Origin of the sequence: Pseudomonas caspiana (assembly GCF_040224095.2) — a bacterium.
Lineage (GTDB): Bacteria > Pseudomonadota > Gammaproteobacteria > Pseudomonadales > Pseudomonadaceae > Aquipseudomonas > Aquipseudomonas caspiana.
On record NZ_CP167995.1, the window covers coordinates 1539898 to 1552288 of the forward strand.

Annotated in this window: 14 protein-coding genes and 2 pseudogenes; 3 read left to right on the forward strand and 13 right to left on the reverse strand. The window is 63.1% G+C overall.

The window, feature by feature from the left end; translation table 11 throughout:
• The 13 genes from ABRP31_RS06925 to ABRP31_RS06985 all read right to left on the reverse strand — a co-directional run bounded on the left by ABRP31_RS06925 (position 1) and on the right by ABRP31_RS06985 (position 10481).
• A complete protein-coding gene (locus tag ABRP31_RS06925) occupies positions 1-549 on the reverse strand; it encodes an integrating conjugative element protein (RefSeq protein WP_012438497.1) in 549 nt (182 codons plus the stop codon).
• A complete protein-coding gene (locus tag ABRP31_RS06930) occupies positions 546-1151 on the reverse strand; it encodes a transglycosylase SLT domain-containing protein (protein WP_104552531.1) in 606 nt (201 codons plus the stop codon). The genes ABRP31_RS06925 and ABRP31_RS06930 overlap by 4 nt, the downstream gene beginning before the upstream one ends.
• Positions 1133-1858: a TIGR03759 family integrating conjugative element protein gene (locus ABRP31_RS06935; protein ID WP_108350240.1), complete on the reverse strand. Its 726-nt coding sequence runs from the start codon at positions 1856-1858 to the stop codon at positions 1133-1135. Before ABRP31_RS06935 ends, ABRP31_RS06930 begins: the two co-directional genes overlap by 19 nt.
• Before the next feature lie 14 nt (positions 1859-1872).
• Positions 1873-2526, reverse strand: a complete 654-nt coding sequence (locus tag ABRP31_RS06940) for a hypothetical protein (RefSeq protein WP_349973357.1) — start codon at positions 2524-2526, stop codon at positions 1873-1875.
• On the reverse strand, positions 2523-3116 hold the full coding sequence (locus ABRP31_RS06945; protein WP_233403203.1) for a PilL N-terminal domain-containing protein: 594 nt from the start codon (positions 3114-3116) through the stop codon (positions 2523-2525). The genes ABRP31_RS06940 and ABRP31_RS06945 overlap by 4 nt, the downstream gene beginning before the upstream one ends.
• Before the next feature lie 140 nt (positions 3117-3256).
• Positions 3257-5536 (reverse strand): helicase-related protein, encoded by a 2280-nt coding sequence (locus ABRP31_RS06950; protein WP_349812202.1) that lies wholly within the window; start codon positions 5534-5536, stop codon positions 3257-3259.
• Between the two features lie 149 nt (positions 5537-5685).
• Entirely contained in the window at positions 5686-5985 is a 300-nt protein-coding gene (locus ABRP31_RS06955) for a hypothetical protein (protein WP_042825931.1), read from the reverse strand.
• 88 nt (positions 5986-6073) lie between these two features.
• Positions 6074-6394, reverse strand: coding sequence for a hypothetical protein (locus tag ABRP31_RS06960; protein ID WP_015471964.1), 321 nt, complete (start codon positions 6392-6394; stop codon positions 6074-6076).
• A gap of 48 nt (positions 6395-6442) precedes the next feature.
• Entirely contained in the window at positions 6443-7576 is a 1134-nt protein-coding gene (locus ABRP31_RS06965; RefSeq protein WP_258077705.1) for a DUF6094 domain-containing protein, read from the reverse strand.
• Positions 7577-7615: 39 nt separating this feature from the next.
• Entirely contained in the window at positions 7616-8266 is a 651-nt protein-coding gene (locus ABRP31_RS06970) for a hypothetical protein (protein ID WP_011269723.1), read from the reverse strand.
• Positions 8267-8393: 127 nt separating this feature from the next.
• The gene (locus ABRP31_RS06975; RefSeq protein WP_011269724.1) at positions 8394-8717 is read right to left on the reverse strand and encodes a hypothetical protein; all 324 of its coding nucleotides are present in this window, start codon (positions 8715-8717) and stop codon (positions 8394-8396) included.
• 92 nt (positions 8718-8809) lie between these two features.
• Positions 8810-9490 (reverse strand): DUF3275 family protein, encoded by a 681-nt coding sequence (locus ABRP31_RS06980; protein WP_011269725.1) that lies wholly within the window; start codon positions 9488-9490, stop codon positions 8810-8812.
• 61 nt (positions 9491-9551) lie between these two features.
• Positions 9552-10481 (reverse strand): DUF3577 domain-containing protein, encoded by a 930-nt coding sequence (locus ABRP31_RS06985; RefSeq protein ID WP_104552409.1) that lies wholly within the window; start codon positions 10479-10481, stop codon positions 9552-9554.
• 456 nt (positions 10482-10937) lie between these two features.
• On the opposite strand from ABRP31_RS06985, the pseudogene ABRP31_RS06990 reads away from it, so the two are divergent.
• The 3 genes and pseudogenes from ABRP31_RS06990 to ABRP31_RS07000 all read left to right on the forward strand — a co-directional run.
• Positions 10938-11060: pseudogene (locus tag ABRP31_RS06990) on the forward strand (helix-turn-helix domain-containing protein); the annotation flags it as partial.
• A gap of 17 nt (positions 11061-11077) precedes the next feature.
• A pseudogene (locus tag ABRP31_RS06995) lies at positions 11078-11311 on the forward strand (IS30 family transposase); the annotation flags it as partial.
• 304 nt (positions 11312-11615) lie between these two features.
• Entirely contained in the window at positions 11616-12242 is a 627-nt protein-coding gene (locus ABRP31_RS07000; protein ID WP_015471960.1) for a hypothetical protein, read from the forward strand.
• Positions 12243-12391 lie beyond the last annotated feature (149 nt).

Consider the following 12391-nt stretch of genomic DNA (forward strand, 5'->3'; position numbering starts at 1 on the left):
TCATTGCTCGATGCTGGTGGCGGTGATCAGCGCCGGGTAGTGCCGCAGGCCCAAGCGCTCTGCCAGGTCGTCGCCTGCCACGGGGGCCATTTGCACGCCGGGAGCTAATGCGCGTAGCCGCGCCAATGCCTGCACGGTCTCGACATTGACCACCAGGCCGACCGCGCCGCGCTCGTGCAACGAGGCCGCATTGCGCCGCAGCCAGTCTTGGGAGGCCTTGTCGTCGCCGACGACCACGAAAGGCCGAAGGTCTGGTGCCTCAATCACCCGCCGCGCAACGGTACCGGGCGTGAGCTTGGCGCTGCGCACCGGCAGCATCGCGGCCTCGTCTGCGGGTGTGGCGGGAACCTGGGGCGTCGGGATCTGCGGTCGGGCAGGGGAGTTGACACGCGGTTGGAGATTCAGGGCTTCGTAGTACGGCAGCGCCGAGGTGCCGCCACCGTCCTCGACGACGATCAACGGCTCACCGGCGTGCGAGGCCAGCGGCAGACCCGCCAACAGCACGAGCAGGCCCTTCGCCGCGAGATGGGCCAGATGGGATTTCGTCATGGGGAGGTCTCCTGCCACGCGGCGAGGACTGCGGCGGTTGGGCGCTTGCCCTGCACGCGCGCGAGGTGGCGGGACACGCTGCGCCGATAGCGGGCTGCGGGCTCGCCACCGGCGGGGCGGTGGTAGCGGCCGATCGCCACCAGCCAGTTTTCGCCTGGGGTGTGCTGCTCTTGCAGGATCTCGGCGGCGATGGCGAGATTGCGGTACGGGTCGAGCAAGTCGCACGCGCTGGCGTAGCGCTGCTGGTGGTAGCCGAGGTTAATCTGGCCCAGGCCCGCGTCGATGCGCGTGTGCGGCGTGGAGCGCATGGCTTGCTGCAAACCGGCGCAGGCGTCGGCGCGGGTCGCATAGCGGCGCGATTGGCCGGCGATGTTGAGGGACCACGGCCATGGGACGACGCGCCCGTGGCGCCGGATGCCGCTCTCCTGCAAGGCCACGGCGTAGAGCACCGGCGAAGGAATGCCGGCGCTCTGCGCGGCAATCTGGTAGGCCGGCGGCGGCATCTCCTGGGCCTGGGCGGCGCAGGCGTACAGGCCCGCAGCTAGCACCACTGCACGCAGGTGCGGCAAGACGGGCATAGCGGCTACGGCTGACGCTGCCATTGACCGTTCACCTCGCGCACGGCGGCCGGCAGATCACCGGTTAGGCCCAGTGACAGCCAGCGGCCGCCGTCGTGGTTGAGCGTGATGCTGCCGCTGCGCACTCGTGCTGGATCGATCTGCGCGCGCTTGGCCCAGTCGCGGATACGCGCGTCGTCCTGTCGGCTGCCGACCATGTACAGATCGAACTCGGTGCCCGAAGTTTGCAGGCGTTGCACGAGCTGCCCGCATGCGGCGCAGCCGTCCTTGACGAACACTGCCATGCGGCCGCTTCCGCGCACTGCGCCGGCGCGGGGCTTGTCGTCAGGCAGGTTCACCCGTTGCATGCCGGGGTTCAGGCGCTGCCAGGCTTCGTCGTAGACACGTTGATAGGCAAGCAGCTTCTCGACGCGGCGCGCTTCCATTTGCACCTGCAGTTCTGCGTAGCGCCGCCGTTCCTCGTCGGTGCGGGCCTCGATACCCAGGGCGGACAGCGGGTCCAAATTGGGCGAGTAGATGCCTAGCGGCCCGTCCATCAACTCGCGATAGCGCGTCCATTCTTGCGGTTGCAGGCCCCAGTCGCTTGCTACCTTGTCGTCCGGGGTTCGAGCGACCAGCGGACGCTCCTGGCTCTGCGCATTGCGGGTCGGGGCGGTGGCCGGCTGCTGCGCCCAGGCGGGCAACTGGGCGGATGCCAGTAGGAGCGCGAGAAGGATGATCGACGGCTTCATGTAGTGTGCTCCGGTCAGGGAATCGCCACGCGACGGGTCTGGTCGCCGGCCTGGAACACGGCGGTGTTGCCCTCGACCGCCTGCAAGCGCCACGGGCCGACCGCATCACCTGGCAGCAGCACCTGAATTTGATCGGGCGTGAAGTCCGCGCTGCTCGGCGCGACGGACACGCTGCGCTGGCCAGCGCGCAATTCGGCACCGACGACGCGGAACGGAAGCGGCGGCGGTTCGGGCTTGGCCGCGGCCTTGCCCGATGCGCGCGGCTGGGCGGGTGCTGCGGCGCGCGGAACAGGCGCAGCGGTCTGGCGCGCCTTGATCTGCTCGACCTCCGCGCGCAGCGCCTGAAGGTCGTCCATGGAGGCAAGACCGAACAGTGTCTGCTCGATATGTGCGATGCGGGCGTCCAGGGCCTGGCGGGTGTCTTGCAGTCCTGCCGCCGTTGCGGCTGCCGGCCGCTGCTGCAAGGCTTGGGTGGTTTCGGTGAGCCCGGCGACCTGCGCTTGGAGGCGCTGCAGGCCGGAATCGACCTGCTTGAGGTCGGTCAGGTCGTTCATCGCTTGATAGTTCACGGCAGTGAAGACGCTCAGGCTGATCAGCCAAAGCCAGAGCAGGCTTTGCACGACTACGGCGGCAGTCGCTCGCCGGGAAGGCTGCGAGGCGTTGTTCATGATTGGCCTCCCGCGAGGGGAGACGTCTGCATCGCGTCGGCGGAAGGCGGTTCGGGCATCGGCGCGGTAGCGTCGCCGTGGATCTGCTCGAAGCAGACTTGGCGCGTGCGGTCATCTACATGCAGCTCCCAGGACGTGCCGGCCAGAGTGAGCAGCGCATTGCGCAAGGTCATGGGGCCCAGATTCAGGTGCGCCACCGGCAGCGGCAGCGCGTATAGCTCGATCACGGCGTGCGCCGTCTCGCAGAGCTGGTAGCCGCTGCGCTTGAGCACGTGCCGGAGTCCGTCGCCGACCGTGGCGCGTGCATCTGCGGGCATGGAGACATCGACGGTCTGCAGCAGCAGGTCGCGCTGCGCCGCCATCGGGGCCAGTTCCACCAGGGTGTAGCGTCCATAGCGCACGACCGGAATGAACGGCGGCGCCTCGGGTTCCGGTGCGGGCGAGGCTTCCTCGATGGCATCGGGCGCGTGCGGCGCCGCGGTCGTCGCGGTCGTCGCGCAGCCGCCAGCCAGCACCGAACAGAGCAGGCCGAGGATTCCCGCCAGCAGGCGGCGTTCGGGATGATGAAACCAGAGTGGAGAAGGGCACATAGCTCGGCGTCCTGAAACATCGAGCCCTCACCATCACCGCTAAGGACGTGTACAACAGCAAACAATGCGAATCACGCCGCGTCTGATTTGCCGGCAACGGTTCAAAAAAAACGGCCCCGAAGGGCCGTAAGTGGAGATAGTCAGGCGGCGACAAGCTGTCGGGCCAATGCGACCTCGACGGAATCACCATCCTGGTTCAGGACATCCAGCCCCGATTCGGGCACGTCGCCCGAGGTGGACTGCGATACCATGATCTTCTTGGCCATTAACTCCAAGCAGGTCATCTGCGAGGAGCCGGCGTAGCCGAGATAGATCACTCGCACGGGTTCTTTCTGCCCGATGCGCCAGGAGCGGCGTGCCGCTTGCTGGAGCGAGTACACGTTGTAGCCCGACTGCATGAACACGATCGTCGGGAAGTCCAACAGGTCCAATCCCGTCTTGACGAGTTCGGGGTTGGTGATGAGCACATCGATGCCGCGGTCCAACTGCTCGGCGATCCAGTCTTCACGGCGGCTGGCATCTACGCTCGCGCGCAGCACCGCCACCTTGAAGTCTTCCTGCTCCAGCAGCACCTTCAGGCGTGACGTGGTGTCGCGCTTGCCGGTATAGACCGTATAGGTCAGGACCTTGCGCCCCTGCGCCTTCTCCTGCTTGCAGATGTCGATCAGCTCACGCTCCTTGGGGCTGATCTCGAACTCGTGGAACTGAGCCGGGACGAACGCCAAGGTGTCGCGCGTGCGCGGATGTAACACGGTCTCCGACCGGAAGCAGCAATCCGGCCAGGCCAGCAGTACGTTGAGGACCACCCCCAACAAAGTCGTATCGCGTCGCGCCAGAGCCTGCTTCAGCTCTGCGGTCAGCCGACCCGCCAGGTCGCGGTAGGCCGCGACTTGTGCCGTGTCCATCGCGACTTCACGGAACTCCTCGTCATACGGAGGCAGGACGTTGCCACCGATGTCCTTGAGCTTGAGGAAGACCGTGAACGGCAGGATGCAGCGCAGCACGCCCTTGGGGCCGAAACCTGGGGCCTTGACCGTTCTGACACTGACTTTCGAGCCTTTCGCGGTCTTGTGCGCCGTACCTGTGCTTTCCGAATAAATATCCTTGAGGACCCCGTGGTCCCTCATGAACGCCATCGCGGCCGAGGCCATGCTGCCGCTCGTGGACGGGCGGTAACCGTCTTCGATCATCCGCCCAGGCAGGGCGCGGAACAGCAGGTAGAACAGGTCGTCGCCGTAGCCGCCCATCAAGGTGCCGGTGAGGAGCAGCGTCTTGCGCGACTTCGCCGCCAGCACGCCCATGGCCTGGCCCTGGGCACTGCCGCCGTTCTTGTACTCGTGCGCTTCATCCGCGATGAGCAGGTCGAACGTGCCTTGCGGCAGGTAGCGTTTGATGAACTCGGACGGTTGGTAGCCACCTTCGCCAAACCCGAACTCCATATTCGCCATCGCCCGTTCCATGCGGGTGGCTTGGCGGTCGGAAAACACCAGCTCACCGTTGCCGTCCATGAGGTTGATGAACTCATGCACGTTGTCTCCCAACATCGAGGCGAGGAAGCCATCACCGAAGCGTTTCATGAGCTTCTGCGCGGTGACTTCCCCGATCGTGGGAATCCGTTTCAAGGCTTTGAGGACGGCCGAAGACTGGTCGCTACCGGACAGGCTTCTCGGGCGGGTCAGCGTCCACAGGGGGGCGGCGCAATGGCTGCACTTCCTGCGGTACTCCTCGGCGTCGAGTTCGATCGGATTGACCGGCTCGCCGTCGAGGTCTGTGATGACATGGCCGCAGTCCGGGCAGGCTGCCACGTCGCCGTGGCGGGTGCGCCGCCGGGTGAAGACGGACCGCCAGTGGAAGCCCATCCGCATCCGCACACGCCCAAGGACGAAGAACTCCTGGCCCGTGGGCTGCACACCCAACTGCTCGCGCAGTTTGATGAGTTTGACCAGCGTGTCGGGGCCGTTGAGTACCCAGACCCTGGCGCCGGCCACTGTCTCCTGGATCTCGCGCCGCCACTTGTAAACCAAATGCGGTGGCGAAAGAACCAGGGTGCGGCGGTAGCCCTCGGCGTTGAGAACGGCGGCCGTGGCGATGCCGACGGTCGTCTTGCCGCAACCCATCTCGCCGTTGACGATCGCGGCGCGTTCGCCACGGTCGATCAGCAACTCGGCGGCGGCATGGACGACTTCCGCCTGGGCCTCAAACAGTTTGCGCTTGAGGCTGGCGACGATGAGCTGACGGCGCGTTTGCGGCTGACCCGTATAGACCGGCGGGTTGGCGCGATTGAGGGAGTCGAGCAGTTCGTCGCCGAACTCACCAACGAAATCCTGAAGGCTCAGGGTCAAAGGGGAAGATTCCGCGTCGAGCAGTTCGCTCTGCACGGGCGTGGCTTGTGCAGCAGTAGATTCAAGATCGAGGGACATGGTGATGCTCCACAAAAAAATGGGGCATGCACCACCCCCAGCGGGGCAATGGCATGCCCCGGGTGGGAAGATCAATCTCAATCGGCACACGGCCGACTGTGGATGGAAAACGCAGGCGCTGGCGGCCTGCGGGGGAAACGTGCTCAGTCCTAGGACGGCAGCACAATGAGGGTGAAATGGCGTTTCTCATCGGTGACGATGCGAATGCTCAGATCAGGGCTGACCAAGTAGCGCGATTCCAGCAATGCACCCGATTGCAGTGCGATGCAGTTGGCGTGCCACTGCTCCTCGGTAACATCACCCCAGTCGCCACGGACGTGGCGACGAAAGTACGGAAGCGGATCCAGGCAGCCCGCGCGAACCAAGCGGTCGATGTCTGCGCTGAGGACGAGTGCGCCGGGGGTAAACAGCAGCTCCCGGCAGTACGTTTCGATTCGATGTGATGCCATGGGCTCTTCCTTGAAGAAACTTTGAGCCACGACCCCCTGGCGGAGTGAAGTGGCTCCGTCAGGTGGACGGGATGACGATGTACTGCCTTCAGATCATGTCGCGCTCTTCGGAAAGCTGGACCACCGTGGTCTGGTGGTCTTCGCTGGTCTTGACGATCAGCACCAGTTCCGGCGTGATCCGGTAGGAGGAGATCATCAGGTTGTCCTGTTGGAGTGCGACATCGTTGGCTTGGCCGGTCGCCTCGTCGATCTCTCCCCAATCGCCGCGCACATGGCGCTGCACATAAGCCAAGGGATCGATGAGGCCTCTGCGGGCCAGCCAATGCACCTTCTCGCTCAACTGCAAGGAGGCCGGTGCGAACAACGGTTGCTTTTGCGGCGCACGCCGCTGGAACAGACGTGAGAGCATGGTGTTTCTCCTTTGATGAAGTGCAGCGGGACGTCAGGCGTCCGGGGATTAGCGAATGGTCAACACCTCGCCCCGTGTCGGGGAGCCAGGCGTCATATCCCATGCGCGGATGACGGGGACGAACTTGTCGGTGAGGATCCGGGTTTCAGCGATGCAGCCGTCGTCGCGTTCGGTGAATTCCCTCTGGAGCGTCTTTTCCTTGTGGGTGTCACCTTTGACGACGAGCAGGCGCCCTGTCTTGGAACGCACCACGCCGGATATCGCGCCCGCGGCCAGGGCCAGAGCGAGATGCCAGTGGGAAAGAGCACGCGCCGGTGGACGCAGCAACTGCTGCGCGGCCCCCAGGTGCGTGTCCAGCGACGGCCAGAGGCCTTGGAGCCGACCAACCTCATCGGCGAACTGCTCCGGCTCCATCGTCACGCGGAAAAAATGCTCCGGCTCGGCCAGACTGGCGGGGACGATGTAAGGCAGAAACGGCCATTCGCTTAGCAGCTCCTCGGCTTCGACTTCGCCAAGCCCAACCTGCAGCAGCAGATTACGCATGGCCTTGACGCCATCCGGCGCCTGCTCGCGCTGGCGCATCCTGCGGCCGAAGATCACCACCTGCTTGAACTGCGTCTCCACTGCTCGGTAGATCCGAAGGTCCGTGTAGTGACGCGTCAGCCAGCCGACCAGCTCCGCGTCGAGCACATAGCTCGGAACGATGAAGACCAGCACACCGCCGTACTGCACCAGCGACAAGGTTCGCTGATAGAACAGCTTTTCGAGACGGGCGCGGCCCTGGCCCTGGTAACCGATGTTGCCGTTGACGTCCTTGGACAGGTCGCCATATGGAGGGTTGAGCCAGAGCAGCCCGAAGGACTGCTTGGAAATCATCGTGTCCATCAGGTCCGCGTGCAGGCAGTGATCGACCAGGCCGCGGGCATGGTGCGCCCGCTCCGCGTCGAACTCGACAGCGAATGCCTTGGCCTGCTCGCGCCCGAGAGCATGGGCGGCTTCGGCGATCGCCACGCCTTCGCCTGCGCAGGGATCGAGGATGCACATCGGACCATCGCTGGGCATCAGTGCGTTGAGGGCTCTTTCGAGCGTGGGTTCATCCGTGGGGAAGTACCCGGTTTTCACGAAATTGCGGGCTAGCCGCGGGAACATGAGGGCCATGGAAATCTCCTGGTTGGCGGGGATGAATGACGGAACCACGCCAAGGCGTGCTCCACGGGTGGGTCAAGCCGCTACCGCTTCCGGCGTAGAAATCTTGGCCGGATGGGCATAGGCGGTGAGCACATCACTGCGGATCAGGGAGCCCAGCGCCAGAGTCAGCGTCGGCACGTCGATGGCGAGCCGATGGCCTTCCAGCGGCCCGAGGGCGAACGGAAGGCGGGCCAGCATCTCGCGGGTTTGCAGCAGTTCCAGCACGGTCTCGCGCCAGTGATCGAGCAGCGGCAACGGGCAGGTGTCCCGCACTAGCATCCACAGGCGGTCGAGCCGGTGGGCGCTGTCGCGTGGCAGCAATGCCAGCGCGCTGGCGTTGGCTTTGTCGGGCTTGACGCAGCGCCGGTCGAACAGCCACACGTTGGAGAGAGAGCCGAACCGCGTTCGCCGATAGGCGCGCGTGACGCGCTTTTCCAGGCGATCGACGTTGCCGATGAACATCGGGACGCTGCCGCCCTGGTCAGTGATGACGTGGAACTGGTCTAGTCCCTGCTCATCGCGCCCGAGGGTCAGGCGAGCGAGGAACTGCTGGACGGCGGTGTCTCGCGCCCAGATCGACAGGAAGATCAGGTTGCCTTGGTCATCGCCGACGCAAGCGTCGGCCATCACGTCCGGGCATTCGTCAATGCGGTACAGCGTGGTGGAAGAAGTGTTTATAAACATGGTGGTGTCCTCGGATGAGCGGGAACAGCACCGCCCGTGGGGCAGGTACTGCCCCACGGGGTGGAAGAAAGTCGCTCAGTCCGGCTCGAACTGCCGAGTGTGCGGCTATGAAACTCAGTGCTAGTTCTCAGTACGAATCGCAACCGGCCGGGCAGTAACCCAGTTCGATGCCATGCGAGCAGTAGCCGTTTTCAGCATTCCAGTCCTGGGCTTCCTGCCGAGCGGCAGGTGTTGCGTAGTCCCATTTCTGAGCAATCTGCAAGGCCTGTGCGCGCTGTGATTCGGGCAATCGACCAACTTGCGTGTCGATTGCCGAACTGAAGCGTTCAACGTAGTAGTCGTGAGACAGACCGCAACCTTTCATGGCTTGTGCGGCTGCCGTCTCGCAGAGAGCCCGCCACGCGGATTCATCCAGCGCGCAACGGGGTGTATCGCAAGTGATAATGGACATGAGACCTCCAGGAAAAAAACCGGGAGCCTCCCCGCATGGGGAAGTAACCCCCGACGGGTGGATGAAGGACACCACGGATGCGGTGCTTGTGATCACGCAGGTTGCAGCTCGGCCTGTCGGCTCCACTCTTGCGTCTTGAAGTCCAGCGCGAAACCCAGCTCGCCAAGGCGGGCGATCTGCGCGCGCAGGGCGCGGCGGTCGATGGTCGAATCAAGCTTCACAGATTCGCCCAGCGGCCACAGCCCGCCGAAAAGCGTGGCGTCCGGATCTTCGGTGCTGCCGGGGGCGGCAGACGTATCGAGCGGCTGCGCATCCACACCGAACGGCGTGGTATCGACCAGCGGGTCTGCCGATGCCTGCACGGGGGCAGGTTTGGCGGGCCGGGATGCTCTGGCCGGGGTTGCCACCGGCTGCGTGCCCAGTTCCTCATCGAGGGGATCGACGTCATGGGTGGCGAAGCTGCGTGCTTCGTCACAGCTCAGTTTATCGATGCCGTTGAGCGTCATTCCGTCGAGGCTGGCGCGGATCTCAAATCGCATGCCGCCGCCGACCGGGTAGGACTTCGGGAAAATGTACCTGATGACGAACTCCCCGTCGTATTTGCCTTCGGGGTACTGCTCTAGTTCAGGGTCCTTGACCTCGAACACACCAAGATGTGTGGAGAGGCGACCGACCGGGAACGGGCCGTTTTTACCGCGGATGATGCGCAGTGTGAGCTGGCCTGGGACGACGATGGGCGATACCGATCTATCGGGCACCGATGTGACTGCCATGATGGCTCTCCTTTGAGAAACTAGGAAAAAGCGGCAAGGCCCCGTGAGGGGCCAAGCCGGATCAGAACGAAGCAACCAATGCAGGCTCCTGCTCCTCGACTGCACCTTCGGACTCGCGCTCGGCGGACTCGATAGGCTGGTCGGAAACGGTGTCGGCGGCCGTGTCGATGACGTTGTCGGCTTTGGGCGCGGATGCGTCCTCCGCCGGCGGCGCCTTGGCTTGCGTCTGGCTCGTCGGATAGACCTGGGTGCCGTCGATCTTGATCAGACCGATGTGAACCAACGTCGATTCAAGGCTCGCGGCAGGTTCCCCAGCGTGCTCGCCCTTGGTGCGGATGTACGGATCGATCTTCATGTCGTTGAGACGGAAGGCGATCAGCACCTTGCGATCCCCTTCGATGGCCTGCACGCATCGGCGAACCAGATGCTCGGCTTCAGGGATGGATACGATCGTGTCGAAGTACCGATACTCCGGTTCATCGACAGGTCCGGCCAGCGCGGCGATGGAGCACGACAGGAACGGATCGCCATCCTTGGGGGTGACGTCCTTCGGACGGTTGAGGTAGCCGATGCCGCGGGTGATCAGCTCGTGCTGTTTGATCGAAGCCAATTCGTCCCGTTCAATCAGCTCGGCCTTGAGCAGTCGCGCCTTGAGGGACGCTGCGGCCTTGCCCTGGTGCTCGCCCTTGTCGCGGATGTACGCATCGCCCCATAGGTCGCCGAGGCGGAAGCGCACCAGCGGGCGCTGCTTGGGATCGTCAACGCCGATGTAGCGCTGAACGAGCTTCTTGGCCTCGGCACCCGAGACCTTGACATCGAAGTAGCGGTAGCTTGGGTCCCTGGCGGGGCCGACCAGCGCGGCGATGGTGCATGCCAGGAAAGGCTGCGCACGGCGGCCGCCCCTGACGGGTACTTCACGAGCACGTTGCAGATAGCCGATGCCCGAGATGTGCAGATCGAAATACGATTTCTCGTTGGACGTGGTGTTCATGGTGATCTCCATTGGGAAAAGCGGAGGCACACCAAGCCACGCAAGCGGGGAAGGGTGCGTAACCCCGCGATGGGTTGATAAGGCGAAAGCATCCGCCACCGGACAGGCCGGTGGTCGCTCGCAGATGGATGCGGTGCGAGCTGGCTCGGTCACGCAGTGGGAACTGCGCCGCAACCTCGAAGACCGATGGTTGCCTGGCATGTTGCTGACAACGTCAGCAGGCATGGGGGCAGCATGGCCGGGCCTCATGTGTGGAGCAGCAATGAATCGGTAACCGAGCGCCTCCCTTTGTCCACGGCGACCAACGTCTGCCACATCAGTTACAGCGGTAGAGATGACATAACCAGAAAAATATTAATAAAATTGGCGGCTCCAACTGTGGATCGCAACACCAACGGTTGTGAAGTGGTGCAGGCGACCAGACCTGAACGACTTCACCGCCAAGTGGAGTTGCCCATGTCATCCCGCCGCCTGGATCTGGCAGAACGATACCGTCTGCATGCGTTATATGAAATTTGTATGTGGATGCGGGCCATCGCCGGCGCAGTGCCGCGTGCGCCCAGCACGATCAACCGCGAACTGCGCCGCAACCAGCACGCTTCGCTGATCATCGGCTCATTGCTGCCTGCTTGCAGAGCGATTTCTATTTTGCAGATCCGTGCTGCGCATAGCAGCGAGGAAGCAACGAAAATGCCAACGGGTTGACCCGCCAGTACTTGCCACGACAGACCGATTTCAGCACCATCACCAATGCGCACCTGCGGTCGATTGAGCAGCGGCTCTACAATCGTCCGCGCAAGATGCTCGGATTCAAAACGCTCCTTGAATAGTTGGAACGTGGTGTGGTCCCGCATCGTTGGGGGATTTTCTAAAGTTGTGGTCAGTTACATTTTCGGTAAAGTGATGCGGCGTGAGCCTCATTCTTGAGTACTCATGGCTACTATGCAGATGCTCAAGCGCAACACCCACGTTCGAGCGGAATAGTTGGTACAGACGCTTCACCGCACCCTCGGACCGCTCCGTCCGCTTCTACAAACCGACTATAAGCTACCCGCCATGCCGAGAACCGCGCATCGCCTAATCGCGTTGCCAAAATGAATAACCGCTTGTCTTAACCTACAGAGGAAGCTCGTTTTGCATACCGCCATCAAGATCGTCGCCATTAGCAGTCTTGCCCTTACGCTTGCCGCGTGCGGCAGCGCCAAAGACGCTAACAAGAGCAACTTTAGCAAGGCCATCCAGGCGTACCTGGACACTCAGAAGGGTCTGTGCGCTGCGATTCCTGCAAAGGGCTTGCCGTTCACCCTGGCGAACCAAGATATGATGGGCGGCCAGAACAAGAAGCGCGCCGATGCGCTGGTCGATGCGGGGCTGCTGACTAAGCGAGACACCGAAGTCAAAGCCATGTTCGGCAACAAGATGGAGCCGGCCACCGAATACCAAATTACTGATACCGGCAAGAAATTTCTCGTCGCCAACGGTGCAAACACGCTGGCTGCACAAGATGCCTTCTGCACCGGCAAGTACACCGTCGTGGAAGTGGACAACTTCACCGAACCCAGCGACATGATGGGCGTAAAGCTGTCGCAGGTGAACTACCGCTACAAGGTGGACGGTGCAGATGACTGGGCCAAATCGGAAGTCATGCGTGCCAATTATAAGAATTTTGCGGAGCAGACTCAGGGAGATGTACAGGCCAAGGCGGCAGTCATCCTGACCAACGATGGGTGGATGCACGAACGCCTGTTCAAGCGTGGATAAATAGCTCTGAATCCATTCAGAAAAGAAAAGCCCTTACTCAATGAGTGAAGGGCCTTTTTTCTTCTGGAATACTGCATTAATGCCTGGGCCGGTCCGGATATTCGCTCACTCGGGACATTGCCGACCGCTCGATCGCAAATCTGACTCAG